21 protein-coding genes are annotated in these 26453 nt (G+C 54.6%); 11 read left to right on the top strand and 10 right to left on the bottom strand.

Translation table 11 applies throughout. From position 1 onward, the window contains the following. Window positions 1-34: 34 nt before the first annotated feature. Genes D5398_RS01760 through D5398_RS01750 form a run of 3 tightly spaced genes read left to right on the top strand, consistent with a single transcriptional unit; the run spans window position 35 to window position 4610 of the window. Window positions 35-2824: a xanthine dehydrogenase family protein molybdopterin-binding subunit gene (locus D5398_RS01760; protein WP_120506084.1), complete on the top strand. Its 2790-nt coding sequence runs from the start codon at window positions 35-37 to the stop codon at window positions 2822-2824. Continuing rightward, window positions 2821-3369: a (2Fe-2S)-binding protein gene (locus tag D5398_RS01755; protein WP_120506083.1), complete on the top strand. Its 549-nt coding sequence runs from the start codon at window positions 2821-2823 to the stop codon at window positions 3367-3369. The genes D5398_RS01760 and D5398_RS01755 overlap by 4 nt, the downstream gene beginning before the upstream one ends. Then, window positions 3369-4610, top strand: coding sequence for a cytochrome c (locus D5398_RS01750; RefSeq protein WP_120506082.1), 1242 nt, complete (start codon window positions 3369-3371; stop codon window positions 4608-4610). The genes D5398_RS01755 and D5398_RS01750 overlap by 1 nt, the downstream gene beginning before the upstream one ends. 72 nt (window positions 4611-4682) lie before the next feature. Here D5398_RS01750 and mfd read toward each other — a convergent pair whose 3' ends face one another. After that, window positions 4683-8126 (bottom strand): transcription-repair coupling factor, encoded by a 3444-nt coding sequence (gene mfd / locus D5398_RS01745; protein WP_120506657.1) that lies wholly within the window; start codon window positions 8124-8126, stop codon window positions 4683-4685. Between the two features lie 238 nt (window positions 8127-8364). Between mfd and lolC the strand changes: the two genes are divergently transcribed. The 5 genes from lolC to pepT all read left to right on the top strand — a co-directional run bounded on the left by lolC (window position 8365) and on the right by pepT (window position 13784). Further along, the gene (gene lolC / locus D5398_RS01740) at window positions 8365-9567 is read left to right on the top strand and encodes a lipoprotein-releasing ABC transporter permease subunit LolC (protein ID WP_120506081.1); all 1203 of its coding nucleotides are present in this window, start codon (window positions 8365-8367) and stop codon (window positions 9565-9567) included. After that, a complete protein-coding gene (gene lolD / locus D5398_RS01735; RefSeq protein WP_120506080.1) occupies window positions 9560-10264 on the top strand; it encodes a lipoprotein-releasing ABC transporter ATP-binding protein LolD in 705 nt (234 codons plus the stop codon). The genes lolC and lolD overlap by 8 nt, the downstream gene beginning before the upstream one ends. Continuing rightward, entirely contained in the window at window positions 10264-11514 is a 1251-nt protein-coding gene (lolE, locus tag D5398_RS01730; RefSeq protein WP_112291102.1) for a lipoprotein-releasing ABC transporter permease subunit LolE, read from the top strand. The genes lolD and lolE overlap by 1 nt, the downstream gene beginning before the upstream one ends. A gap of 50 nt (window positions 11515-11564) precedes the next feature. After that, on the top strand, window positions 11565-12395 hold the full coding sequence (cobB, locus tag D5398_RS01725) for a Sir2 family NAD+-dependent deacetylase (RefSeq protein WP_120506079.1): 831 nt from the start codon (window positions 11565-11567) through the stop codon (window positions 12393-12395). A gap of 153 nt (window positions 12396-12548) precedes the next feature. Beyond that, the gene (pepT, locus tag D5398_RS01720) at window positions 12549-13784 is read left to right on the top strand and encodes a peptidase T (protein WP_120506078.1); all 1236 of its coding nucleotides are present in this window, start codon (window positions 12549-12551) and stop codon (window positions 13782-13784) included. A gap of 76 nt (window positions 13785-13860) precedes the next feature. Here pepT and D5398_RS01715 read toward each other — a convergent pair whose 3' ends face one another. The 3 genes from D5398_RS01715 to phoP form a co-directional block, all read right to left on the bottom strand. Further along, a complete protein-coding gene (locus D5398_RS01715; RefSeq protein WP_120506077.1) occupies window positions 13861-14982 on the bottom strand; it encodes a ribosomal protein uL16 3-hydroxylase in 1122 nt (373 codons plus the stop codon). Between the two features lie 160 nt (window positions 14983-15142). Continuing rightward, window positions 15143-16597, bottom strand: a complete 1455-nt coding sequence (gene phoQ / locus D5398_RS01710; protein WP_120506076.1) for a two-component system sensor histidine kinase PhoQ — start codon at window positions 16595-16597, stop codon at window positions 15143-15145. 31 nt (window positions 16598-16628) lie between these two features. Then, window positions 16629-17303, bottom strand: coding sequence for a two-component system response regulator PhoP (gene phoP / locus D5398_RS01705; RefSeq protein WP_120506075.1), 675 nt, complete (start codon window positions 17301-17303; stop codon window positions 16629-16631). A gap of 294 nt (window positions 17304-17597) precedes the next feature. Between phoP and D5398_RS01700 the strand changes: the two genes are divergently transcribed. The 3 genes from D5398_RS01700 to D5398_RS01690 all read left to right on the top strand — a co-directional run bounded on the left by D5398_RS01700 (window position 17598) and on the right by D5398_RS01690 (window position 20901). Further along, window positions 17598-18851, top strand: coding sequence for a nucleoside permease (locus tag D5398_RS01700; protein ID WP_120506074.1), 1254 nt, complete (start codon window positions 17598-17600; stop codon window positions 18849-18851). 62 nt (window positions 18852-18913) lie between these two features. After that, window positions 18914-19933, top strand: coding sequence for an ADP-ribosylglycohydrolase family protein (locus D5398_RS01695; protein ID WP_120506073.1), 1020 nt, complete (start codon window positions 18914-18916; stop codon window positions 19931-19933). Then, a complete protein-coding gene (locus D5398_RS01690) occupies window positions 19930-20901 on the top strand; it encodes a PfkB family carbohydrate kinase (RefSeq protein ID WP_120506072.1) in 972 nt (323 codons plus the stop codon). The genes D5398_RS01695 and D5398_RS01690 overlap by 4 nt, the downstream gene beginning before the upstream one ends. Before the next feature lie 7 nt (window positions 20902-20908). Here the strand turns inward: D5398_RS01690 and D5398_RS01685 are convergent, their stop codons facing one another. From D5398_RS01685 to rluE, 6 genes are all read right to left on the bottom strand, one after another. Further along, window positions 20909-21670 (bottom strand): GntR family transcriptional regulator, encoded by a 762-nt coding sequence (locus D5398_RS01685; protein WP_120506071.1) that lies wholly within the window; start codon window positions 21668-21670, stop codon window positions 20909-20911. Window positions 21671-21794: 124 nt separating this feature from the next. Next, on the bottom strand, window positions 21795-23165 hold the full coding sequence (gene purB / locus D5398_RS01680; protein WP_120506070.1) for an adenylosuccinate lyase: 1371 nt from the start codon (window positions 23163-23165) through the stop codon (window positions 21795-21797). A 23-nt stretch (window positions 23166-23188) separates the two neighbouring features. Beyond that, a complete protein-coding gene (gene hflD / locus D5398_RS01675) occupies window positions 23189-23815 on the bottom strand; it encodes a high frequency lysogenization protein HflD (protein WP_120506069.1) in 627 nt (208 codons plus the stop codon). A 190-nt stretch (window positions 23816-24005) separates the two neighbouring features. Next, the gene (mnmA, locus tag D5398_RS01670; protein ID WP_120506656.1) at window positions 24006-25115 is read right to left on the bottom strand and encodes a tRNA 2-thiouridine(34) synthase MnmA; all 1110 of its coding nucleotides are present in this window, start codon (window positions 25113-25115) and stop codon (window positions 24006-24008) included. A gap of 247 nt (window positions 25116-25362) precedes the next feature. Then, entirely contained in the window at window positions 25363-25809 is a 447-nt protein-coding gene (locus tag D5398_RS01665; protein WP_120506068.1) for an NUDIX hydrolase, read from the bottom strand. Beyond that, window positions 25802-26428, bottom strand: coding sequence for a 23S rRNA pseudouridine(2457) synthase RluE (gene rluE, locus D5398_RS01660; protein WP_120506067.1), 627 nt, complete (start codon window positions 26426-26428; stop codon window positions 25802-25804). The genes D5398_RS01665 and rluE overlap by 8 nt, the downstream gene beginning before the upstream one ends. Window positions 26429-26453: the final 25 nt, after the last annotated feature.

Raw genomic sequence — 26453 nt, 5'->3', positions numbered from 1 at the left:
ACAATAAGAAGACCTATAAGAATCAAGGGAATTTATGAGCAATTTCAACCCGTCCAGACGGCGCTTCGTGAAAGGCGCGGTGATCGCTGGCGTCTCCGTTTATCTGGCCCCGTTGCACAGTCGGGCTTATGCCGCACTGTTCGAAGAAAAAATTCTGCAATCCCCCCAGTGGGATGCGCAAAACAAACGCGTCCGTTTCCGTATCGATGGCAAAGCGAAGGTCATGGGGCAGAAAGTATTTGCCCGCGATATCCGTGCCAAAGACATGCCGCACTGGCCACAGAAACAGGCGCACGCCTTTATCATTCGGGTGACCGAGGCCGACAAGATTTATACCGGTCTGGATCTCTCACTGCTTGGCGATGATCTTCAGCCCGATCAGCTGGTCACTGCTGACGTGCTGGCGCGCGACGGACTGGCTTTCCCGGCATTTTATGGCGAAGACATGCTGCTGCCGGAAGGCAAAACGCCTGCCTATCTGGGACAAGCAGTGGCGATTCTGGTGTATCAGGATTTTGCCAAATTCCGTTTTGCCAAAAATGCATTGAAATTCAAAGAGGGTGTGGTGCGCTACGGTGAGAAAACCGGCCCGCTGGAACGTGATCCGTGGGGAACGTTCCGCTTCGTGCGCGTGGGTGGCGAAACCGCCTATGAAGACGACAAATTCTCCAGTCTGAAAGATATGCCTGTTTTCCCGGTCGGTATGCGCAAACACCTGCCGGTCTGGCCGGAAGGGCGCGAAGGCGGCAAGCTGGACGAGCAGGGTATGTTCTTCGCGGGCGAAATGGCGGATGAACTGAAATCGCCGCCGCAGGACTGGCTGGTGATGTCGCGTAAATTCACTACGCAATCCGTGGATACATCTGCGCTTGAGCCGGATAACGCCAACGGCTGGTACGACGCCGCGACGCAAACGCTGCATATGGTGGTGCCAACGCAGTCACCGCAGGAAGTGGCCGATGAAATGCCGCGCATGATGGCGAAATCACATCGTACGGTGAAAACGCTGATCATGCACCCGTGCTACACCGTCGGTTACGGCTCGAAAGATCACTACAACTTCCCGTATTACGGCGCGGTTGCGGCGATGTATGGCGACGGCGCTCCGGTGCGTCTGGCTAACGATCGTTTCGAACAGTTCCAGTCAGCACTCAAACGGCATGCGTTTGATATGAATTACGACATTGCCGTGAATCGCGAAACCGGCATGTTGCAGTCATTCCACGCAGCAATGACCGCAGACGGCGGCGGGCGCAGCAACTTCACACCGTCGGTGGTGATGGTTGGCGCAACCGCAGCACAGTCGATTTACTACTTCCCGAAAAGTGATTTATCCGCCGTTGGTCTGGCTTCGCGCGCGCTCGATGCCGGTTCCGCACGTGGCTACGGTACGCTGCAAAGTATGGCCGCCACCGAAATGATGATGGATGAGCTGGCTGCCGAGCTGAAGCTGGATCCAATTGCATTGCGTATGCGCAACGTCCTGAAATCCGGTATGAAAAACACCCAGGGTGCGATCCCCGCCGGGGCCATCCGCGCCGATGAAGTGCTGGAAAAAGCAGCCGTGCATCCGTTGTGGACAGAACGCCAGAAACGCAAAGCCCAATACGAAAGCCAGAATCCGGGTAAACGCTATGGCGTCGGTTTTGGCTGCGTGCAGAAAGACTTCGGCACCGGTGCAGAAACCTCTTTCGCCCGCGTGGAACTCAGCGATAAAGGCGAAATCAGCCTGTGGCACAGCGGTGCAGAAATGGGTACGGGCATGTCTACGTCTCAGTCCGTTCTGTGCGCCGAATGGCTTGGCAAACCGGCAGAACAGGCGCATTTCTCGGTGACTGACTGGTCAGTACTGCCGGTGGAAACCAGCGGTGATCCGTACATTATGTCGCAGGAAGAGCAGGACAAGCTGCAAACCAACCCGCGCTGGTCGCCGTCTTACTGCTCGCCATCCAGCGCCAGTAACTCGGCCTACTACTTCTCCCACAGCACCCGCGAAGCGGCGCGCCTGATTTTCGACAACGGCATCTGGCCCGCGGCGATGGCTATCTGGCAAACCGGCATTGGCGGCGGACAGGCTGCTCCATATGTCGTGCGCAAAGAAGATGCCCGCTGGGTGGATGGCGGACTGACCGCAAACGGTATGCAAATTCTCAGCCTCGAAATGCTGGCGAAAAAAGTGTACGAAATGAAAGGCCTGACCGGCGCAGCGGTTCACGTGTTCAATCGCTGGCAATGGGCGGAAGCCGATTTCACTCTCAACAATGTGCGTCAGCGTATTCCGGTAGATGGCATGGCAATACGTAATGGCGCCGATGAATTCCGCACGCTGGCACGTGACGCGGTGTATTACCCGCCAACACAGCGTAATAACGCTTCTGTCACCTATTACAGCGCGGTCGGTACCCTTGCCGAAATCGCAGTGGAAATTGCCACCGGCAAAGTCGAACTCCTGACGCACCATTCCATCATGGAATGCGGCAATCTGATTGTGCCTGAACTGGTATCCGGCCAGCTACAGGGCGGATTGGCGATGGGTATCGGTCATGCATTACACGAGTATTTACCGTTGTACGAAGACGGGCCGGGTAACGGAACGTGGAACTTCAACCGTTACCATTTACCGCGCGCCAGCGATGTGGCGGTCTGGAAACAGACCAGCGAAATCCTGCCTGCGCTGTCGGAAACCGATCCACCGAAAGGGATGGCCGAAGTGGTGATGATCCCGGTGGTCGCCGCGCTGGTGAACGCCATCGCCCATGCCACCGGCCACCGTTTCCGTGATTTGCCTGTTCGTGCTGAAAATATTCGTGAGGTTTTACAATGAGCATCAAAACCCAGCCTATGTCGCTGACCATCAACAATCAACAATACGGCCCGCTGGACGTTCCTGAAGGCCTGATGATGATTGATTTCCTGCACGAATATGTGGCACTGACCGGCTCCCGTCTTGGCTGCGGTCAGGGGATTTGTCACGCTTGTGTGGCGATCGTCGATCATGAAAGCGGCACCAGTGAAGAAGTGCGGACCTGCATTACCGGCGCCCATTTCTTCAACGGTAAAAAAGTCCGTACCGTCGAAGGCCACGCGAAAACCGATGATAAAGGCGAAGTTCAGCTTTCTCCGGTTCAGCAGGCATTTTTGGAACATTACAGCTTCCAGTGCGGTTACTGCACTCCGGGCTTTGTGAATGCCGCCACGCTGCTGCTTGAGCGTCTGGAAAAACACCCGATCCCGCTGGCAGATCTTGAAGCGGCGATTAACGGTGCGCTGGAAAATCACATTTGTCGCTGTACCGGCTACGTACGCTATTACGAAGCCGTGCGTGATGTGGTCATGAAAACCCCAGGCCTGATCCGGGAGCATGCGTGATGAAAAAACGTCTTTTCTTCGCGCTGCTGGTGGTGGTGATCATCGTGATCGCTGTGCTCTGGTGGCGCGAAAACCGCACGCTGGACGCGCCGGTGCAGAAAGTGACTGCGGATACGGCGCAGATTGAACGCGGTCGCTATCTGGTTCAGGCTTCTGACTGTGCGGCGTGTCATACCGCATCCGGTGGTGCACCGCTGGCGGGAGGGTATCCGCTGGAAACGCCGTTTGGCAAAATCTTTGGCAGCAATCTGACGCCTTCTGCGGACGACGGCATTGGCCGCTGGACGTCAGACGATTTCTATCTGGCGCTGACTAAAGGTGTGGCACCGGGCGGACGTCATTTGTATCCGGCGATGCCTTACACCTCGTACAAGGGCGTGAAGCGTCAGGATTCTGACGATATGTATGCGTTTCTGATGACGCGTCCTGCGGTGGACCAGCCGGTACCGGAAAACGAAATGCCATTCCCGTTCAACCAGCGCATGGCGATGATTGGCTGGAACCTGTTGTTCCGTACCAGTGATCCGATGCCTGCCAGTTCGCAGGGCAATTCTGCCGACTGGCAGCGCGGTCAGTACCTGACCGATGTGCTGGGTCACTGCGGCGAATGTCATACACCACGTGGCAAACTGGGGCAGATGGATACCGACAGCAACCTGAAAGGCGGCACGCTCGGTCGCATCACCGCACCGGCGATCACGCCGGATGCGCTGGCACAACGCGGCTGGAATCCGGCGGATTTAAGTCGTTTCCTGTCGACCGGTATCGCGCCACAGGGATCTGCTTTTGACGAGATGCATAAGGTTATTGATCTGAGCACCCGTCATCTGACCGACGCCGATCACCGTGCGATCGTCACGTATCTGCTGGGCGATAAACCGCCGGCAGCTGTGACGGTCAGCATCGGGCAGGGCGGTAATGACGCCGGACGTATCACTTATCTGGATCAGTGTTCGGGTTGTCATATGGCCGATGGTTCCGGTAAACCGCACGTCGCGGTAGCGATGCAAAATAATGCCACTTTGCGCCAACCGGATGGTCGCAACCTGATTATCTCGGTACTTGATGGTTTACCGGCGCAGGAATTCCCGAACGGCGAAAGCATGCAGCCAATGCCGGGATTTGCAGATCGTCTGAACGATGCGCAAATTGCTGAGATGGTGAATTATCTGCGCGTGACCTTCGGCGGGCTGCCGGGGGATATCACGGCGGAACAGGTGAAAGCGTTGCGCAAACCGTAACGGTTATACGGAAGGGATAAAAAAGCCCGGTGAACGATAAGTTCACCGGGCTTTTCTTTTATCGCGTCAGTCTCAGATCAGATGATCAGCAAACTCACTTAGCATATCTCCGACAAATTTCAGGCGCTTCGGCCTGTCAGTCAGATCCAGCATAAACTTCAGTTTGGTCGGGCCGTCGAGACGGTAAACCTGTGGCTGTTTTTGTAGCAGGCCGATCAGGAAGCCCGGATCGACGCGGTTCTTATCACCGAATTCGATAAAGCCACCGCGTTCGTTGCCTTCGATACGGCGGATGCCCAGCTCTTTGGCTTTCAGCCGCAGCACCGCAATGTGCAACAGATTGCGCGCGGCATCCGGCAGCGTGCCGAAGCGGTCGATAAGTTCCACGCGCAGTTCATCCAGCTCACCTTCGGTCTTCGCACTGGCAATGCGTTTATACAATGACAGACGGGTATTGACGTCAGGAATGAAATCTTCCGGCAACAATGCAGGCATACGCATTTCGACTTCGGTCTGGCTGGTGGTTAAATCTTCCAGCGACGGCTCGCGGCCTTCTTTCAGCGCTTCGACGGCGTTTTCCAGCAGTTCCATATACAGCGAGAAACCGATGCTGGTCATCTGGCCGCTCTGGCCTTCGCCGAGCAGTTCGCCTGCGCCGCGAATTTCCAGGTCATGCGTTGCCAGGGCGAAACCGGCACCCAGATCTTCCAGAGAGGCGATGGCTTCCAGACGCTTATGTGCATCAACAGACATGGCTTTTGGCGGCGGTGTCAGCAGATAGGCATACGCCTGATGGTGTGAGCGTCCGACGCGGCCACGCAGCTGATGCAGCTGCGCCAGCCCGAAGTGGTCGGCACGTTCAATAATGATGGTATTGGCTGTCGGAATATCAATACCGGTTTCAATGATGGTGGTACACACCAGCACGTTAAAACGCTGATGGTGGAAATCATTCATCACGCGTTCCAGATCGCGCTCACGCATCTGCCCGTGACCGATGGCAATGCGCGCTTCCGGCACCAGTTCGGCCAGCCGCTGTGAGGCTTTCTCAATGTTTTCGACGTCGTTATAAAGATAATAAACCTGCCCGCCACGCAGAATTTCACGCAGGATGGCCTCGCGAATGACCAGGCTGTCGTACTCGCGTACAAAGGTTTTGACCGCCATACGACGCGCTGGTGGTGTGGCAATAATCGACAGGTCGCGCATACCGCTCATCGCCATGTTCAGCGTACGCGGGATAGGCGTTGCGGTCAGGGTCAGAATATCGACATCCGCGCGCATCGCCTTGATGCGTTCTTTGTGACGCACGCCGAAACGGTGTTCTTCATCGACAATCAGCAGGCCGAGATCTTTCCAGCGCAGATCGCTTTGCAGCAGTTTGTGCGTGCCGATAATAATATCGACTTTGCCTTCTACCGCATCTTCGAGCACCACGTTTTGCTCTTTGGCGCTGCGGAATCGCGACATCATTTCGATGCGCACCGGCCAGCTGGCGAAACGGTCACGGAAGTTATCGAAATGCTGTTGCGCCAGCAATGTGGTTGGTACCAGTACCGCCACCTGTTTATTGTTGGATACCGCCAGGAACGCTGCGCGCATCGCCACTTCGGTTTTACCGAAACCGACGTCGCCACAGACCAGACGATCCATCGCCAGCGGCTGGGTCATATCGGTCAGAACGGCGTTAATCGCCTGAGCCTGATCCGGCGTGGTTTCAAACGGGAAGGCCTGACAGAACAGCTGATACTGCTCTTTATCATGCTTAAAGGCGAAACCGCTTTTGGCTTCGCGCTGGGCGTAGATATCCAGCAGTTCAGCGGCCACATCCCGCACTTTCTCAGCGGCTTTCTGCCGTGCTTTCGACCAGGCTTCACCGCCGAGTTTATGCAGCGGCGCGCTTTCGTCTGCGCCACCGGCGTAGCGGCTGATGAGATGCAGCGACGATACCGGCACATAAAGTTTGTCTTCCCCGGCGTACGTCAGGATCAGGTATTCGGCGGTAATACCGCCTGTTTCCAGCGTGGTCAACCCGAGATAACGACCCACACCGTGCTCAACGTGCACCACCGGCTGACCGGGGCGCAGTTCGGCAAGGTTGCGGATCAGCGTATCGGTATTAATTGACCGGCGGCTGTCCTGACGGCGTCGCGCCACGCGCTCACCGAGCAGATCACTTTCGCAGATCAGCGCCAGCTGTTTATCTGCGTCCAGAAAACCGCGTTCGCATGCGCCAATCATAATGTAGCGACCGGCGGTGTTGGCTTCTTCGATGCGGGTAATCAGCGTCGGCATCAGCTTGATGCGCGCCAGTAAATCCTGAAGCGTTTCACGGCGGCCTTCACTTTCTACCGAGAAGACCAGGCTTCCCGCGAAGGATTCATTGAATCGGCGCAGGTTATCCATCGGCGCTTTATTCTGTGGCTGAACGGATAAATCAGGCAGCTTTTCGTAGCTCAGATTGGTATTGGCAGCTTTCTTCGGCAACGAATCGGTGCGAAGTTGCACGCGTGGCCACTCTTTAAGTTCCGCAAATAATGAATCAACGCGCAGCCACAGATTTTCCGGCTCAAGCAGCGGACGCATCGGATCGATGCGGCGGCTTTCATAACGCTGGCAGGCATCCTGCCAGAAACGGTCGGCGGCAGCTTCGAGGTCGCCGGTGTTTAGCAGCAGCGTGTTTTCAGGCAGATAGCTGAACAGCGTGGTCAGCGGTTGACTGAAAAACAGCGGCTGCCAGTATTCGATACCGGCCGGGAAGGTGCCTTTGCTGACCTGCTGATACACATGCTCGGCATCGCGGCGCACTTCGAACTTTTCGCGCCACTGGCTGCGGAACAGTTCGATGGCATTTTTATCGGTCGGGAATTCATGCGCGGGCAGCAGATTGATGTGATCCACTTCAGTCAGTGTACGCTGGGTGTCCACGTCAAAAATACGCAGGCTGTCGATTTCATCATCAAAGAAATCAATGCGGTAAGGTTCTTCGCTGCCCATCGGATACAAATCGAGCAGGGCGCCACGGGTGGCAAACTCACCGTGTTCCATCACCTGATCGACGCTGCGATAACCGGCCTGTTCCAGCTGCGCACGCAGTTTGTCGCGGGAAAGCTGCTGGCCTTTTTTCATCACCAGCGCGTGACCGTGCAGGAACTCGTGCGGGCAGACGCGCTGCATCAGCGTATTAACCGGCAGAATGATAATGCCGCGTTCCATCGTAGGAAGCTGATATAAACTGGAAAGACGCGAAGAAATGATTTCCTGGTGCGGAGAAAAACTGTCGTAGGGCAGGGTTTCCCAGTCCGAAATGCTCAGGACTTTGTTTTCAGTAAATTGCTGGATTTCATCGCGCAGGCGCAGGGCATTTTGCATATCAGGTGCGATCAGCAACACGGGGCCGCTGTGGCGTTCACTGATTTGGGCGCATTCCAGCGCGCAGGCGGAGCCCGTAAGCTGGCCTAACAGGCGGGTGTCGCCCGGACGTTCAGGCAACGAATAACGATAATCTTGAGACATAGGCTGTTTTGAGTTCTCGTTTTGGCGGCTGTAGGAGGCCAATTTGCAGACCGTATCTTGCTTCGCTGGTGTCATCGGGGTCAACCCGTTGACTGTATAAAAGGGTCAACAGAGTCACAAAGTTAAACCGATTACTTTGGGTTAGTGGTTCCATAAAGCGGTGCTAGCCTTTATTATCCTTGATCACTTTAGTCTGCGCCACGCACTTATTTGCGGCCAAGCACTTAAAACGGATGTTATGTATCAACCTGTCGCGTTATTTATAGGTCTGCGCTACATGCGCGGGCGTGCTTCGGACCGCTTCGGGCGGTTTGTCTCCTGGTTATCCACCATTGGTATCACCCTTGGGGTGATGGCGCTGGTGACCGTATTGTCTGTGATGAACGGGTTTGAGAAAGATCTGGAAGGTAACATTCTGGGTCTGATGCCTCAGGCGTTAATCACCACACCGGGCGGATCCCTTGATCCACAAAAAATCACCCATGATCAGGTTTCATCGCTGAAAAGCGTTAACCGCGCGGTGCCGCTCACCACCGGTGATGTGGTGCTGCAAAGCCCCGGCAGCGTTGCTGTAGGTGTGATGCTGGGTGTGGATCCTGCCCAGCATGATCCGCTGGCGAAATACCTGATTGGTGTCGCCCAGCAGGAGCTGCAACCGGGTCAGTACAACATCATTCTTGGCGATCAGCTGGCGCAGCAACTCAAAGTCCGTCGCGGCGATCAGCTGCGTCTGATGGTGACCAGCGTCAGCCAGTTCACGCCGGTGGGTCGCGTACCGAGCCAGCGTCTGTTTAACGTGATCGGCACATTCTCCGCCAACAGCGAAGTGGATGGTTATCAGATGCTGGTGAACATTCAGGATGCTTCGCGCCTCATGCTGTATCCGAAAGGCAACGTGACCGGCTGGCGTTTGTTCCTTGATAAACCGCTGGACGTCGACAGCCTGAGTACGCAAAAACTGCCAGACGGTGCGAGCTGGAAAGACTGGCGCGAACGTCGCGGTGAGCTGTTCCAGGCGGTGCGCATGGAAAAAAATATGATGGGACTGCTGCTGAGCCTGATCGTCGCCGTCGCCGCGTTTAACATTATTACGTCACTGGGATTACTGGTGATGGAGAAACAGGCCGAAGTCGCAATTTTGCAAACACAGGGCCTGAGCCGCCGTCAGATTATGGCACTGTTTATGGTGCAGGGCGCCAGTGCCGGTGTGATTGGCGCATTGCTTGGTGCCGTGCTCGGCGTGGTGCTTGCCACTCAGCTGAATACCATTATGCCAGCCATCGGGCTGATGCTCGACGGCGCGTCGCTGCCGGTCGATATCGAACCGGTGCAGGTTGTTGTCATTGCGCTGGTCGCGATGGCCATCGCTTTATTATCTACGCTTTATCCTTCCTGGCGCGCTGCTGCCACCCATCCCGCAGAGGCTTTACGTTATGAGTAATTCTTTATTATTGCAGTGTGAAAACCTCTGTAAGACTTATCAGGAAGGCAAAATGCACACCGACGTGCTGCGTGACGTGAGCTTTGCCATGAAGCCGGGTGAGATGATGGCGATTGTCGGGACATCCGGTTCGGGTAAAAGTACTTTGCTGCATTTGTTGGGCGGACTCGATTCCCCGACGTCCGGCGAAGTGATTTTCAAAGGCCAGTCACTGAACAGCATGTCTTCTTCAGCGAAATCTGAGTTACGTAACCGCGAACTGGGGTTTATTTATCAGTTCCACCATTTGCTGCCGGATTTCACCGCGCTGGAAAACGTCGCGATGCCGCTGCTGATCGGCAAAAAGAAATCTGGAGAAGTGCAGGAACGCGCCATGGCAATGCTTGAAGCGGTGGGTTTGCAGCATCGCAGCCATCACCGTCCTTCTGAGCTTTCCGGCGGCGAACGTCAGCGTGTGGCGATTGCCCGTGCGCTGGTCAATAATCCTTCGCTGGTGCTGGCCGACGAACCGACCGGTAATCTCGATCAGCGCAATGCCGACAGCATTTTTGAACTGCTCGGCGAACTGAATGTGCGTCAGGGCACGGCGTTTCTGGTGGTGACACATGCGCTGGAACTGGCTAACCGCCTGACGCGTCAGCTGGAAATGCGCGACGGCAAGCTGCAGCAGGACTCGATGTTGCTGGGAGCGAAGTAATGTCAGGCATTCCGTTTTCATTATTGATTGGTCTGCGGTTCAGCCGTGGCCGCCGTCGCAGCGGCATGGTGTCGCTGATTTCAGTCATTTCAACGCTGGGCATCGCGCTGGGCGTGGCGGTGCTGATCGTCGGTCTGAGTGCCATGAACGGGTTCGAGCGCGAGCTGAAAGAGCGCGTGCTGGCAGTCGTTCCTCATGGCGAAATCCGGCCGGTGAACCAGCCGTTTAACAACTGGCAGGGCGTTTTGGATCGGGTCGAAAAAGTGCCGGGTATTGTGGCGGCAGCGCCGTATATCCAGTTCAATGGCCTGATCGAACACGGCGCCAAACTGCGCGCTATCCAGCTTAAAGGTGTGGATCCGCAGAGTGAACCGCGTGTCAGTGCCGCGCCCAAATTTGTACAAAACAACGCATGGCAGAATTTCAAAGCCGGTCAGCAACAGCTGATCCTCGGTAAAGGCGTCGCCGATGCCGTGGGCGTGAAGCAGGGTGACTGGGTGACAGTGATGATCCCCAACAGTGACCCTGAAATGAAACTGTTGCAGCCAAAACGTATCCGTTTGCAGGTCGCCGGGATTTTGCAGCTCAGCGGACAGCTTGATCACAGCCTGGGTATGGTGCCGCTGGCCGATGCGCAGCAATATCAGGATATGGGTTCCAGCGTGACCGGTATTGATATCAAGGTGAATGATGTCTTTGCGGCGCAAAAATTAGTCCATGATGCGGGTGAAGTGACTCAGGCTTACGTCTACATTAGTAGTTGGATCGGCACCTACGGCTATATGTACCGCGATATCCAGATGGTCCGTGCCATCATGTATATGGCGATGGTGCTGGTGATCGGCGTGGCCTGTTTTAACATTGTTTCGACGCTGGTCATGGCGGTGAAAGATAAAAGCAGCGATATTGCGATTTTGCGCACACTGGGCGCGAAAGACGGGCTTATCCGCGCGGTCTTCATCTGGTACGGTTTACTGGCCGGCCTGGTAGGCAGCGTGGCGGGCGTGGTGATTGGCGTGATAGCAGCTTTCCAGCTGACCAATATCGTCAACTTTTTGCAAAAGCTCACCGGACATCAGTTCCTGTCTGGCGATATTTATTTCATCGACTTCCTGCCGTCTGAAGTTCACTGGCTGGATGTCGCGGGCGTGCTGGTCACTGCCCTGATCCTGAGCCTGCTGGCGAGCTGGTATCCGGCTCGTCGTGCAAGCCGTATTGATCCGGCCCGTGTACTCAGCGGCGGTCAGTAATTTCTTTTTATATGCAGTTTTAATCAGACACAGAGAGTAAGGAGCACTTCATGCGCACACGTCATCGTCTGTGTCGGTTTCGCAAAAACAAGCGCATTCGCCATCAGCGTTTCCGGTCGAATATTTTTCACCGTGACTCAATGGCTGCGGCCTCACTGAAACAGCCGTTTGTGGTGGTGCTGACCGGTGCGGGGATTTCCGCTGAATCGGGTATCCGTACGTTCCGCGCCGCAGACGGTTTGTGGGAAGAGCATCGTGTCGAGGATGTGGCGACGCCGGAAGGTTATCGCCGGGATCCGCAACTGGTGCAGCGTTTTTATAACGAACGCCGCCGCCAGTTACAGGCCGAAGACCTCAAACCGAACGCTGCGCATTATGCGCTGGCTACGCTGGAAGAAGCGCTCGGCGACAACTTCCTGCTGGTGACGCAGAACATCGACAATCTGCATGAGCGCGCCGGGAGTTCCCGCGTAATTCATATGCACGGTGAATTGTTGAAAGTGCGTTGTACGCAGTCGGGTCAGGTGCTGGACTGGCCGGGCGACCTGAGCGTGGATGACCGCTGTCATTGCTGCCAGTTTCCGGCACCGCTGCGCCCGCACATTGTCTGGTTCGGTGAAATGCCATTTGGTATGGACGAGATTTACGACGCGCTGGCGAAAGCCGATTTCTTCGTGGCGATTGGCACGTCCGGGCATGTTTATCCGGCTGCCGGATTTGTTCACGAAGCGCGTATCGGCGGTGCCTGTGCGGTGGAGCTGAATCTTGAGCCGAGTCAGGTAGAAAGTGAATTTGATATGAAGCATTACGGTCTGGCGAGTCAGGTCGTACCGGAATTTGTCCATAAGTTCCTGACGAAGAAAAACGAAGCCTGGTCGTAGACCGGGCTTTTTTTTCGCCAATCTGGCCGTGAAGCGAAAAATTGCGCCTGTCCCATAGACATATCTCGTTAAACTTGGCGAAAACTGACCTGACGCAATATTCACGGTTTTCATGCTGCGCATAATAAAACCCAGCCGCCAGAGGATACCCAAATGAATAAGTTGCTTGATCGTTTTCTTCATTATGTTTCTTTCGATACCCAATCTAAACCCAATGTCAGACACACGCCCAGCACAGAAGGCCAGACCCGACTGGCGCAGGCGTTGCGTAATGAGCTGACCGAACTGGGATTCTCAGACGTCACCCTCAGCGATAAAGGCTGCGTGATGGCGACCCTGCCGGGGAATGTGGCCTGGAAAGTGCCGGTGATTGGTTTTATTTCCCATCTGGATACTGCGCCTGACTTCACGGCCAAACACGTTAATCCGCAAATTGTGGAAAATTATCGCGGTGGTGATATTGCGCTGGGTAATGGCGACGAAATTTTATCGCCGGTGATGTTCCCGGTTTTGCATCAGTTACTCGGCCACACAATTATTACCACCGACGGCAAAACCCTGCTCGGGTCAGATGATAAATCCGGTATTGCCGAAATCATTACCGCGATGGTACGGCTGAAAAACAGCAATATTCCGCACGGTCCGGTGCGCATTGCTTTCACGCCGGATGAAGAGATCGGCAAAGGTGCGCAGAGTTTTGATATTCCTGCTTTTGGCGCGCAGTGGGCTTACACCGTGGACGGTGGCGGGGTGGGTGAGCTGGAGTTTGAGAACTTCAATGCGGCGTCAGCCACTATCAAAATTGTCGGTAATAATGTCCATCCGGGCAGCGCCAAAGGCGTAATGGTGAATGCGCTGTCACTGGCGACGCGTTTTCACAGCCAATTGCCTGCGGATGAAACGCCGGAGCATACTGAGGGTTACGAAGGTTTCTACCATCTGACGACCATTAAGGGCAACGTTGAACGCGCAGAAATGCACTACATCATTCGTGATTTCGACAAAACGAAATTCGAAGCCCGTAAGAAAAATATTATTGATATCGCGCACGTGGTTGGCAAAGGCTTGCATCGCGACTGTTATATCGAAGTGACGCTGGATGACCACTATTACAATATGCGCGACAAAGTGGCGCAGCATCCGCACATTATTGCGCTGGCGCAGCAGGCGATGAAAGACTGTGATATCGAACCCGTCATGAAACCTATTCGCGGCGGTACTGATGGCGCACAGCTTTCGTTCCGTGGTTTGCCTTGTCCGAATATTTTTACCGGCGGTTATAACTTCCACGGCAAACATGAGTTTGTCACTCTGGAAGGGATGGAAAAAGCGGTCTCTGTCATTATGCGTATTGCGGAACTGACGGCGAAAGAGGCCGTGAAACACTAACGGATTTTCCGGCGGCGATAAAAAAGGGGCGATGTCTGAAAACATCGCCCCTTTTGTTTGGTCAGCACTGTACGGATCAGTCGTTAAAGTACCAGTAACCGCTGTTGACCAGCGCAGAAAGCAAAGCAAGGAATGAAGGATCGTCCAGCGCATCGCCGAGCATTTCTTTGGTCACGGTTTTGTGGCGCGCAATGGCGTCGACTGCACCGATATGTTCTGTGGTCATCGCTTCACCGTTCACGTAACAGGTATCGCCCACGCGCAGTACGCGCAGACCGCCCAGACGTTCCAGCGTTTCACCGGATTCCAGCAGCTCATAAATTTCCCCGGCCTGATAAGGCGGTTCCGGTGGTGCCAGATCCAGTTCATGGCGCGACTGGGAAATAAACTCACCAAACCAGCTGTTGAAATGGGCGGGATTACCAATCAGATCCAGCATCATGCCGCGCAGTTTATCCAGCTCAGCCGGTTGTACTTCGGCCGGATGTTCACGTTCAACCAGTTCCGGATCGCTGTAACGGTGGCTGCCCAGCTCGCGTGAAAGCACGTAATCAGCGAAACCACTGACCATTTCGCGGGCGTTCGGCGCACGGAAACCGACAGAATAGTTGAGGGAATTTTCCAGCGAATAGCCGTCATGCGGGAAGCCCGGTGGAATATAAACGATATCACCGGGCTCCAGCTCTTCATCAATAATCGCGTCGAACGGTTCGACCTGAAGCAAATCAGGATGCGGACAATGCTGTTTCATGGCGACTTTTTCGCCCACACGCCAGCGGCGACGGCCGGTGCCCTGAATAATAAAGACGTCGTACTGATCCAGATGCGGACCCACACCGCCACCCGGAACCGAGAAGGAAATCATCAGATCGTCCATGCGCCAGTCCGGGATATGGCGGAACGGCGTCATCAGATGCGAAGAAGGTTCGTGCCAGTGGTCGACCGCCTGAACCAGCACAGACCAGCCGTTTTCGCCCAAATGATCGTAACTTTCAAACGGCCCATGGCTGACATTCCATTTACCGTCGTGATTGCTCACCAGACGGCTGTCCACCTCATTTTCCATCGCCAGTCCTGCCAGTTCGTCAGGCGAGATAGGATCGACGAAATTTTTAAAGCCGCGTTTGAGCACGACAGGACGTTTTTGCCAGTAACGCTGCAGGAAATCATTCCAGTCTAGGTCGAGTTGGTAATCCATAGTATTTCCCTTGCATTAAAAGGAGGGTGGATAAAGAAGAGGACTGTCTGTAAATGATTATAACGGAAGGTGTTGCGGCTGAGTTGGGCAATTGCCAGCAAATTTCGCACTCTGCTTAAGATTGCGCCGAAATTTGCTGGCAAAATGGCCGGGTAAAACGTTACTCCAGTTCGATGCCTTGTTGCAGGCCAAAACAAACCCGCATACTGGCGCCGCCGAGCGGGCTGTCGCCGATGATAATCTTGCCGTCGTACTGCTCGATAATGTCGTTGGCCAGTGAAAGTCCCAGACCTTGTCCGGGCCGCAACGTATCCGCGCGCTGACCGCGCTGGAAAATCACCTCGCGCTTGCTTTCTGGAATACCAGGACCATCATCTTCAATCAAAATCACCAGCTCATGTTCGGTGTGTATGGCGCTGATTTCCACGAACTCCAGACAGTATTTGCAGGCGTTATCTATGACGTTGCCCATGACTTCCATGAAGTCATTTTTTTCGCCGACAAAGGTGATTTCCGGCGAAATATCGACGGTGATCACCACGCCTTTGCGCTGATAAACCTTGTTCAGCGCCGAGCATAATCCGTCGAGGATCGCCGGTACCGAATGTACTTCGCGGATCAGCAGGTTCTGTTCCGAACGTAAGGTGGCGCGATGCAGGTAGTAACCAATCTGCTGCGAAATGCGGCTTATCTGCTCAAGCATCACCGGCTCGGCTTCTTCGATGGTCATTTGCTTGCCATTACGCAGCGCGCGCAGGGTGGATTGCAAAACTGCCAGCGGGGTTTTCAGGCTGTGCGTCAGGTCTGCCAGCGTGGTGCGGTAGCGGTCATAGCGGCCACGTTCACCGTGCAGCAAAATATTCAGATTACGTACCAGCCCGCGCAATTCTCGGGGCGGATTTTCATCCAGCAATTCCCGCTCGTGGGATTCCAGCTGTGCAACCTGATGGATGACCTCTTTAATTGGTCGCAGACTCCAGTAAGCCGCCAGCCATAACAGCGGCACGACTAACAGTAAATTCGCCAGCAGCACATAACTGAACCATTCCCAGACCAGATCCGAACGCTGTAATTCCTGCGGAATGGTATCCACCACCACAATGTTCAGTGCCGGCAGGCGCGCCGTCGCGTTATACGTGTTAACCGCTATGGAGTGGGTCATCGCATTGGCGTCGGTATCGTCGTAGCTTTTGAGTTTATCCTGCGCTTTCGGGTTATTGCCCAGTACTTCGCTGCTGATTTGCGTGTCGGTATCCAGCTCGTAGAAACCCGGTTTGTTCATCCACGCTTTATCGATATGCGCTTCCAGTTCAGGAATGCGGCGTTCAGCCCACAGCAGTTTTCCGTCGGCGTCATAAATGAACACCAGCGTTGGCGTATTCAGGTCGAGATCAGGGGGAACGTTGATGGTCAGCTTGTTATCGCGCCACTGCGCCAGGCTGAAGAACAGATTGCTTTCGCCGCGCAGCAAACGGTAGGCGGTTTTATCAAAACTGACCATATAGCCGACGACCGCCACCAGCCCGTAAGCCAGCGACAGGGCGAGAACGACCGCCGCGGTCGCCATCATAAAACGGACGCGAAGGGAGAAGGGTTTTTTGGTACGTCCTTTCATGGCGCGTCCTTTCGTGCTGAGCAACAAACCCTTACGGGCGGATGTCGAAACGGTAACCCTGGCCGCGAACGGTCGTGATCACATCAACCGGATGTTCCGCCTGTAATTTCTTACGCAACCGTCCCATCAGTACGTCCACGGTATGGCTTTCGCGCAGTTCGGCGTCAGGATAAAGCTGAAGCATCAGCGAATCTTTGCTCACCACTTTTCCGGCGTTGCGGATAAGCGTTTCAATAATCGTATATTCGAAAGCGGTCAGTTTAATCGGCTGTTCGTTAACCGTCAGCTCGCGGCGGGACAAATCAATCTGAAAAGGCTGAAGGGTAATGACCTGCGAGGCGAGGCCGCTGTTACGGCGCATCAGGGCCTGCATACGCGCCAGCACTTCTTCCAGATGGAAAGGTTTGGTGACGTAATCATCCGCACCGGCTTCCAGCACCGCGACTTTATCCTGCCAGCTTTCGCGGGCGGTCAGCACCAGGATCGGCAAATTGGTCTGATGACTGCGCCAGCGGCGGATCAGGCTTAGCCCGTCTTCGCCCGGTAAACCCAGATCAACAATCGCAATATCCGGCGCATGCTCCTGCAAAAAGTAGTCGGCTTCTTTGGCGTCTTCCGCCGCATCCACCTGATGGCCCATTTCCCGCAACTGTACTGAAAGGTGATGACGTAGCAGTGCGTTATCTTCAATGACTAAAATGCGCATAATAATTCCTTATTCTCAGTACGCGGGACAGGACATAATTTTCTGCGGTTAAGTCTATAGGATCCTGAAAAATTTTAATCAACCCCGGTTCAACATAGGGCTGACAAACATCAACAGAACCTAAACAAATTATAAACGGCTTTTGCGGGCAGAAGCATAAATTGTGATTTTGATCTCTGATAAAAAACAAAGGTACTATTAAGGTATTACAAAGGTATCTTGAATGCCTGATTTCATCCGCTGCTTTTGGTGCCAGGGCACCGCGCGGGTTTCCCATTCAGCAAGGATATAATAATGAAACGTACCCATCTGAAGCTGTCCGTTATGATGTTTATTGAGTGGTTTATCTGGGGAGCATGGTTTGTGCCTCTCTGGCAATATCTCAATAAGCTGGGTTTTAGTCCGTCGGAGATCGCCTGGTCTTACAGCAGTACGGCGATTGCCGCTATTCTCTCGCCGGTGCTGGTCGGGGTCATCGCTGACCGCTACTTTGCTGCGCAAAAAGTTCTGGCCTGGCTGCTGCTGGCTGGCGGTGTACTGATGTGCTTTATCGCCCTGCAAACCGAATTTTCTTCTTTCTTCCCGCTGCTGGTGGTTTACGCCATCACCTATATGCCGACGGTCGCGCTGACCAACAGCATCGCCTTCGCCAATATCGGTGACACCGAAAAAGATTTTCCGCGCATTCGTGTGCTCGGCACGCTGGGCTGGATAGCCTCCGGTCTGGTGATTGGTTTTGTCCTGCCGCCGCTGCTCGGTATGGGCAATATTTCCGACAGTAATCTGCCGCTGTGGATCACCGCAATTGCGTCATTCGCGCTGGGGGTTTACAGCTTCTGGCTGCCGGATACCCCGGCGAAAGGCAAAGGGCCGGTGGATATTAAAGCGCTGTTCGGCCTGAATGCGCTGGGATTACTGAAAGACCGCTCGTTCGCTATTTTCGCGCTTTGCTCGTTTTTGTTCTGCATGCCGCTGGCGTTCTATTACCAGTTCGCCAACGGTTATCTGACGCAGGTTGGCCTGCCGAATGCGACCGGCTGGATGACGCTCGGTCAGGTGTCTGAAATCTTCGCCATGCTGGCGTTGCCGTTCCTGCTCAAACGCTTTGGCATTAAAAAAGTGCTGATGCTGGGCTTTGTCACCGCCGCTATCCGTTACGTGTTCTTCATCTACGGCGGCACGGCGGATGTCTGGGCATACAGCATGTTATTCCTCGGCATCCTGCTGCACGGCGTCAGCTACGATTTCTATTTCGTTACCGGTTACATCTACGTTGATAAGAAAGCGCCGCCGCACATGCGAACCGCTGCGCAGGGTCTGATCACGCTGATTTGTCAGGGGCTCGGCAGTTTCATCGGCAACTGGCTGGGCGGGCGTGCGATGACCACCTTTGCGCTTAGTACGCCGAAAAACGGCATGACCTTTGACTGGTTCGCAGTCTGGGGCGTGGGCGCGGTAATGGTGGTGGGCGTCATGCTGCTGTTCCTGTTGTTCTTCCGTGAACGCAGTAAAACCATCGCGCCGGTCAGTTTGTCCGCTTCATCTTAACTAATTTATACACTTAAGGCGGGCAGGCTGCCCGCCATCATATTGATATCGGGAGATTTACCATGACACAGCTAAGCCCTGAAAGCCGTATGCTCGGCGCGTTGTACGGACAAATGCTGGGCGATGCGCTGGGAATGCCATCGGAACTCTGGCCCCGTGAGCGCGTTAAAAAGCATTTTGGCTGGATTGACCGTTTTATGGATGGCCCGGCAGAAAATAACGCTGCCTGTTATTTCAGGGCTGCGCAGTTTACCGATGATACCTCGATGGCGCTGGCGCTGGCCGATGCACTGCTGGAAGCCGAGGGTAAAGTGGTGCCTGAGCTGATTGCCCGTAACGTGATCCGCTGGGTGGATAGCTTCGATGCGTTCAATAAAAACATCCTTGGCCCGAGTTCCAAACTGGCGCTGGCGGAGCAGAAGAAAGGCGTGGCAATCGGAGATCTGGAAAACAACGGTGTGACCAACGGCGCAGCGATGCGAGTTTCTCCGCTGGGCTGCGTGCTGCCTTCGGCTCCTCTGGAGAATTTCTGCGAACAGGTCTGGATTGCCTCCAGCCCGACACACAAATCTGATATCGCGGTGGCCGGTGCGGTGGTCATTGCCTGGGCAGTATCGCGCGCCATTGAAGGTGCGAGCTGGCAGGAAATCAAACTCGCGCTGCCTGATGTGGCGAAATATGCTCAGACCCGCAAGTCCACCACCTTCAGCGCATCGCTTGCCGCACGTATCGAACTGGCCTTCGCCACGGTCGCGAAATCGCAGGGCACTGAGCAGGCATCCGAAGCGGTGTATCAGCTGGTTGGCGCGGGGGTCAGTACTATCGAATCGGTGCCGGCGGCGCTGGCGATGGTTGAACTGGCCGGAACCTGTCCGAATCAGTGCGCGGTGTTGTGTGCCAATCTGGGCGGTGATACCGACACCATCGGCGCGATGGCGACCGCGATTTGTGGTGCATTGAACGGCATAGAGGTATTTAAAAAAGAGTGGCTGGACGAGCTGAAACGCGTGAATCCTCAGGATATGACGCGTTACAGCGACGCTTTCCAGCGCTTTCGCCAGCAGGCGCAGGAGGCGAAATGAGCCATGAGCATCGTGAATTATTGCAAACCCTGACGCAGGGGGACTGGCATCAGCAGACGCCGGTGATGGTAATTGGTGCGGCGGTGATGGATATGGTCGCCAAAGCCGATGCTCTGCCGGAGCGCGGCGGGGATATCGCCGCGGATGTGACCGGATTTCATCTCGGCGGCTGCGCGCTGAATATTGCACTCGGGCTGAAACAGCTGGGTATTCATAGCCGCAATCTGTTGCCGGTGGGCGAAGGAATGTGGAGCGATCGTCTGCGTCGTGAAATGGCAGCGCGGGAAATTGTTTCCGATTTGCAGGTGAGAGGGGCGGATAACGGCTGGTGCCTGGCGCTGGTGGAGCCGGATGGCGAGCGGACGTTTATCTCGGTCGACGGTATCGAGAATCAGTGGCAGCCGGACTGGTTGTCGCAGGCGACGCCGGAAAACGGACTGGTGTATGTTTCCGGTTATCAGCTGGGCGCGAAAAAGGGAACAGTGCTGATCGACTGGCTCGATACCTTACCTGAAGCGGTACGCCTGGTGGTGGATTTCGGCCCGCGTCTGGATGTGATGGCGCAGGAACGCATTGACCGGCTGATCCGCCCAGGTGTCATTCTGACTTTGAATCAGCGCGAAGCCGCCATGCTCGGTTTTACCGGCGATGCTGAGGTGTTCTGCCGTAAACTGTACAGTAAAACCCGTGAACTGGTGGTATTACGTTGCGGTGAGCAGGGAAGCTATTACTACGCATCGGCGGAAGATTGTGGCTGGATTGCGGCACGTAAAATTACCGTGGCAGACAGTATTGGTGCAGGCGACAGCCATTGCGCCGGTTTGCTGGCGGGGCTTTCCCTCGGGCTGACGCACTGGCAAAGCATGATGCTGGCAAACTGCGTGGCGGCGTATGTGGTATCCAGAACCGGTGGTGACTGTGCCCCGACGTTGGCGCAACTGGCAGATTCACTGGCAAGCGTGGATTAAACGTAAGTCAGTCTTCGCTGAAAAACTCGTACATGTCGCTGCGGCAAAAACTTTCGCTGTATTCAATCGGGCGGTTTTGCCCGTCAAACAATGTTTGTTTGATAATAAGCAGCGGCATCGGCTCGTTCAGCTGTAAAGCCTGCAAGGTGTCGGCATCGCTCATCGCTGCGCTGACCCGGCTTTGCAGCGCGCCCAGTTCAATATTATTACGGCTGAAATAGTCATACAGTGAGACACCGATATCCTGAACGTCTGCGATGGCATCCATCACTACGTAGGAAATCGCCACCGACATCGGGCGGCTATCAATGTAGTGAATGCGCTTTAGCTTGTAGACGCCAGCGCCTTCGGTGAGCGACAGTTTGCTGGCAATCAGCACGGAAGCGGCAATCTGATCACGGCTGATCCACAACGTATCCGGTTTGCGGCCCTGCAACATCACTTCCCGCGAGAACCCTTTCACACCGGCCAGTGAATACTCCAGCTTGGCTTCTGCGGTTTTCCTGATGAAAGTACCATAACCCCGTGAACGACCAATGTGACCGTCTTCTTCCAGCTTCGCCAGCGCCTTACGCACGGTGATCCGCGAAATTCCCAGCACTTCGGTAAACTGGCGCTCGCTGGGCAGAAAGTCACCGTCCTGCAAAATTCCGGTTTCCAGCGCCTGACGTACCGATTCGTTAAAGCACAGATACAACGGCTGGGTGCCAGCCTGAGCCAGGTCGGTTTTCAGTTTTTCCAGCACCTGCTGGTTGGTGTCCATGCTCATTGGCGTTTTCCGGATTGCGGTAATGGCCTCTATTTTAGAGGGAAGCAGATTTTTTGCAGTGACATTTTACGCAGAAAAAACAAAGGCGACCCGGAGGTCGCCTTTTTACGTGCAGAGTTAAAACTTACTTCAGTTCGTCAACCATAGTGGTCGCGCGACCGATGTAGTTGCCCGGTGTCATGGCTTTCAGGCGCACTTTCTCTTCTTCCGGTAATTCCAGAGAATCGATAAAGGCCTGCATGCCAGCGGCGTCCACTCGTTTGCCACGGGTCAGCTCTTTCAGCTTCTCATATGGCTTTTCGATGCCGTAACGACGCATCACGGTCTGGATTGGCTCAGCCAGCACTTCCCAGTTGTGATCCAGTTCGTTGGCCAGATTCGCTTCGTTAACTTCCAGCTTGCTGACGCCTTTCATGGTGGCCTGATAAGCGATCAATGCGTAGCCCAGACCCACGCCGAGGTTACGCAGAACGGTGGAATCCGTCAGGTCACGCTGCCAGCGGGAAACCGGCAGTTTGCTGGCCAGATGCTGCAATACCGCGTTGGACAGACCCAGGTTGCCTTCGGAGTTTTCGAAGTCGATCGGATTGACTTTGTGCGGCATGGTGGAAGAGCCAATTTCGCCAGCGATGGTGCGCTGTTTGAAATGGTTCAGGGCGATGTAACCCCAGATGTCGCGGTCGAAGTCGATCAGGATGGTGTTGAAACGCGCCACGCAGTCAAACAGTTCGGCGATGTAGTCATGCGGCTCGATCTGTGTGGTGTACGGGTTCCAGGTCACGCCCAGAGAGGTCACGAATTCTTCGCTGAACTGGTGCCAGTTCACTTCCGGGTATGCCACGATGTGGGCATTGTAGTTGCCCACCGCGCCGTTGATTTTGCCGAGGATTTCGACGTTTTGCAGCTGCTTAAACTGGCGATCCATCCGGTAAGCGACGTTAGCCAATTCTTTACCGATAGTGGAGGGCGTCGCTGGCTGGCCGTGGGTACGGGACAGCAGCGGGATATCACGGTACTTGTGCGCCAGACCTTTCACGGCATCAATAATCTGCTTCCAGTAAGGCAGCACAACGTCCTGACGTGCGGTTTGCAGCATCAGCGCGTGGGACAAGTTATTAATGTCTTCAGAAGTACAGGCGAAGTGAATGAATTCAGACACCGCGTGCAGGGCAGGGATGGCGGCTACTTTTTCTTTCAGGAAATACTCAACTGCTTTGACGTCGTGGTTGGTAGTTTTTTCGATATCTTTAATGCGCTGAGCGTCATTAACATCAAAATCCGCCACGATCTGGTCGAGGAAAGCGTTTGCGTCGGCATCAAAAGCAGGAACTTCCTTGATTTCTGCACAGGCTGCCAGTTTTTGCAGCCAACGTACTTCAACCTGCACACGGAATTTCAGCAGGCCAAATTCGCTGAAAATAGTACGCAGCGCGCTGACTTTATCACCGTAGCGTCCATCAACGGGGGAAACGGTGGTCAGTGAGGATAATTCCATCGGTAGCAACTCCTGGGATCTTATTAACAATGAGCGAGGATATTCTTCGCCTGTTCAAACAAGCGATTACGGGAAAACATCAATTGCAGGCGGCCACCGCCAACCTGATGCCACAGCACCGCAGAGCGGATACCGGCGAGTAAAATGGCGCGAACTTTGGCCTGAACCTGCGCGTTTTGTAAAATGGCCGGTGAACCTGTGACCTGAATGCGCGGACCTGCCGGGCTGACCACATCGACATAAATCGAGGCCAGGGAGCTAATCATCGTTTCAGATTCCAGCTCGAAATGCGCCAGCTGACGGTCAAGCTGATCGATACGTTCACCCAGCTGATTCATGGCGGCTTTATTGGCGTAGAGCTTACGTTCCAACACCATCAGGCTCAGCGCATAACGCGTTAACTCAGCGCCCGGCCCCTGACGGTTGGCGTTGAGCACACCCAGCAGCGTCTCCAGTCCCATCTTCAAATTAGCTTCATTATTACCGTAAACTGCCAGCGTTGACGCCGGATTCATCTCCAGCAGGCTGCGCAGCGACACTGACATTTCTTCCTGCGAGCAATGGCCTTCGTGCGCCAGTTGCTGAACCAGGCGTGCTGCCTGACAGATCCCCGCCAAAGCCAGCGTAATGTCGTAATAATTTTTAGCCACGTTTACTCCTGTAAGCGTTTTGAAACGATGAGACGCAGTGACAATGAAATAGCCCAAATTCATGGCGACAGATCATGCCATAAAACTGCTTCTAAACACAGTTCGGAATCAATGCAGAGCATCACAGTCGGGCAGAAATAACGCGGGACGCCCGAAAGCGTCCCGTATTCAACGATATATTTACCGAGTATCAGGCCTGAAGCGGCAGGCGCTGTTCGATGATACCGCCTCCCAGACAGATCTCACCCTGATAAAACACCGCAGACTGGCCCGGTGTCACGGCGGCAACCGGTGCATCAAAATGCACCTCGATGCGGTCATCACCCAGCGGTGTCACCACGCACGAAATATCTTCCTGACGGTAACGGGTTTTCACCGTACAAGTCAGCGGCGCGGTCAGCGTTTTGCGGTCGACCCAGTGCAACTGTTGGGCAATCAGACCGACATTCATCAGGCGCGGATGTTCGTGACCTTGTGCGACATAAAGAATGTTATTTTCCACATCCTTTTCCACCGTGTACCACGGCTCTTCGCTGCCGTCTTTCTGCCCGCCGATGCCCAGACCTTTACGCTGGCCGAGCGTGTGGTACATCAGACCCTGGTGTTGTCCCATCACCTGACCGTCAACGCTTTTAATCACGCCCGGTTGCGCAGGCAGATAGCGGCCAAGGAAGTCACGGAATTTGCGCTCGCCGATAAAGCAGATGCCGGTTGAGTCTTTCTTCTTTGCGGTGATCAAATCCAGTTCTTCCGCGATGCGGCGAACTTCCGGTTTTTCCAGCTCACCGACCGGGAACAGGCTTTGTGCGACCTGTTCGTGACCGAGCGTGTAGAGGAAATAGCTCTGATCTTTGTTGCCATCAACGCCGCGCAGCAAATGACTGACACCATCGATATCCTGGCGGCGAACGTAGTGGCCGGTCGCGATGTAATCCGCGCCCAGATCTTCCGCCGCAAATTCCAGGAAGGCTTTGAATTTGATTTCTTTGTTGCACAGAATATCCGGGTTTGGCGTGCGTCCGGCTTTGTATTCCTCAAGGAATAATTCGAACACGTTGTCCCAATATTCCGCTGCGAAATTCACGGTGTGCAGTTCAATGCCCAGCTTGTCGCATACGGCCTGCGCATCGGCGAGGTCGGTTGCAGCTGTGCAATATTCTTCGTCGTCGTCCTCTTCCCAATTTTTCATGAAGAGGCCCTCGACCTGGTAACCCTGCTGTTGCAGAAGGTACGCAGAGACAGAGGAATCGACACCGCCGGACATCCCGACGATCACTTTTTTCTGGCTGTTGTCAGACATAATAGTCCCGAAACACATGAATTAATTGCCCGGTACTGACGGTGCTTTTTCTGATGCTTGTCCCACGAGGATGAAGGCCGCGCGCAACTCAGACATTACAGAAAACCCAACACCACAGAAACCCGAACAGAGAGGTACTGCTTTACTAGAATTTCACGCGAGGTAAATCGTGAAGCGCAAAATTTTATCACGTCAGGCCGGTTGCTGCATCGCTGATTCACAGCGTGGCGACAACCGGAAGGGGGATTTATTCAGGCAGATTGAAATTGTGCAGAATTTCCAGGGGATAACGCGGCGACTGCTGGTAACAACGAATGCTTTCCGCCACCAGCGGCGAGCGAAGTTGCGCAGAGCCAATAATTTCTTCGGCAGTCACCCAGCGGCAACGGTCAATATCATCATCCTGTGGTGCGGTTTCCAACATTTCAGGCAGGTCGATCACAAAGGCGAAACGCAGGAACGGCGTGGCGTCCGGCGCTTGCCACTGATGCAAACCGAGAAAAAATTGCGGCTCGGCGCGGATACCTGTTTCTTCATACAGCTCACGTTTTGCAGCGCTGACTAAGGTTTCATCGGCTTCGAGATGGCCGGCAGGCTGATTCCAGGTAACTTTGCCGTGAATGGTTTCTTCGACAACCAGAAACTTTCCCTGTGCCTGAACGATACAGGCGACGGTAACGTGCGGTTTAAACATGTGGAATCTCCTTCCATTGGCCGGGTTGTAAGTCGCCGAGGGTGTATTCGCCCATACTGAAGCGAATCAGGCGCAGCGTCGGGAATCCGACATGAGCGGTCATGCGGCGCACCTGACGGTTTCTTCCCTCGTATAACGTGATTTTCAACCACGCAGTCGGAATAGCTTTGCGCTCGCGGATTGGCGGATTACGTGCCCATAACCATTCAGGCTCATCGACAATTTCCGCGCCTGCAGGCAATGTCGGACCGTCTTTTAACGTGATGCCTTCGCGCAGAGCTTTCACTGCGGCGTCATCCGGTTCACCCTCGACCTGAACATAATAGATCTTTCCGGTGCGTTTGCCCGGCTGGGTCAGCGCAGCCTGCAGTTTGCCATCGTTGGTGAGTACCAGCAAACCTTCGCTGTCGCGATCCAGACGGCCTGCTGCATAAACATCTGTTAACGAAATGTAATCTTTAAGTGTCGCCCGACCTGCCTCGTCAGTGAATTGGGGCAGGACATCAAACGGTTTATTGAAAAGAATCACCTTTCTCGGCCCCTTTGGGGCAGATTGTTCTTTGGCAGGCCTTTTGCTGAAACGTTTAACGTTGTGATTTTTAAAAGATAGCGGGTTCATAGGCATTGAAGTTAGAGAGAATTAG

It is taken from the genome of Rahnella bruchi, assembly GCF_003614975.1.
In the GTDB taxonomy this organism is placed as follows: domain Bacteria; phylum Pseudomonadota; class Gammaproteobacteria; order Enterobacterales; family Enterobacteriaceae; genus Rahnella; species Rahnella bruchi.
This window is presented reverse-complemented; position numbering and strand designations above follow the sequence as displayed.

Excerpts from the sequence above, each read along its gene's own strand:
- mfd (WP_120506657.1), bottom strand. The coding sequence starts at position 8,126 with ATGTCTCAAGATTATCGTTATTCGTTGCCTGAACGTCCGGGCGACACC.
- lolE (WP_112291102.1), top strand. The coding sequence starts at position 10,264 with ATGTCAGGCATTCCGTTTTCATTATTGATTGGTCTGCGGTTCAGCCGT.
- D5398_RS01695 (WP_120506073.1), top strand. The coding sequence starts at position 18,914 with ATGACACAGCTAAGCCCTGAAAGCCGTATGCTCGGCGCGTTGTACGGA.
- lolD (WP_120506080.1), top strand. The coding sequence starts at position 9,560 with ATGAGTAATTCTTTATTATTGCAGTGTGAAAACCTCTGTAAGACTTAT.
- D5398_RS01750 (WP_120506082.1), top strand. The coding sequence starts at position 3,369 with ATGAAAAAACGTCTTTTCTTCGCGCTGCTGGTGGTGGTGATCATCGTG.
- purB (WP_120506070.1), bottom strand. The coding sequence starts at position 23,165 with ATGGAATTATCCTCACTGACCACCGTTTCCCCCGTTGATGGACGCTAC.
- D5398_RS01700 (WP_120506074.1), top strand. The coding sequence starts at position 17,598 with ATGAAACGTACCCATCTGAAGCTGTCCGTTATGATGTTTATTGAGTGG.
- D5398_RS01760 (WP_120506084.1), top strand. The coding sequence starts at position 35 with ATGAGCAATTTCAACCCGTCCAGACGGCGCTTCGTGAAAGGCGCGGTG.
- D5398_RS01665 (WP_120506068.1), bottom strand. The coding sequence starts at position 25,809 with ATGTTTAAACCGCACGTTACCGTCGCCTGTATCGTTCAGGCACAGGGA.
- D5398_RS01690 (WP_120506072.1), top strand. The coding sequence starts at position 19,930 with ATGAGCCATGAGCATCGTGAATTATTGCAAACCCTGACGCAGGGGGAC.
- D5398_RS01755 (WP_120506083.1), top strand. The coding sequence starts at position 2,821 with ATGAGCATCAAAACCCAGCCTATGTCGCTGACCATCAACAATCAACAA.
- D5398_RS01685 (WP_120506071.1), bottom strand. The coding sequence starts at position 21,670 with ATGAGCATGGACACCAACCAGCAGGTGCTGGAAAAACTGAAAACCGAC.
- cobB (WP_120506079.1), top strand. The coding sequence starts at position 11,565 with ATGCGCACACGTCATCGTCTGTGTCGGTTTCGCAAAAACAAGCGCATT.
- phoQ (WP_120506076.1), bottom strand. The coding sequence starts at position 16,597 with ATGAAAGGACGTACCAAAAAACCCTTCTCCCTTCGCGTCCGTTTTATG.
- lolC (WP_120506081.1), top strand. The coding sequence starts at position 8,365 with ATGTATCAACCTGTCGCGTTATTTATAGGTCTGCGCTACATGCGCGGG.
- pepT (WP_120506078.1), top strand. The coding sequence starts at position 12,549 with ATGAATAAGTTGCTTGATCGTTTTCTTCATTATGTTTCTTTCGATACC.
- rluE (WP_120506067.1), bottom strand. The coding sequence starts at position 26,428 with ATGAACCCGCTATCTTTTAAAAATCACAACGTTAAACGTTTCAGCAAA.
- D5398_RS01715 (WP_120506077.1), bottom strand. The coding sequence starts at position 14,982 with ATGGATTACCAACTCGACCTAGACTGGAATGATTTCCTGCAGCGTTAC.
- mnmA (WP_120506656.1), bottom strand. The coding sequence starts at position 25,115 with ATGTCTGACAACAGCCAGAAAAAAGTGATCGTCGGGATGTCCGGCGGT.
- phoP (WP_120506075.1), bottom strand. The coding sequence starts at position 17,303 with ATGCGCATTTTAGTCATTGAAGATAACGCACTGCTACGTCATCACCTT.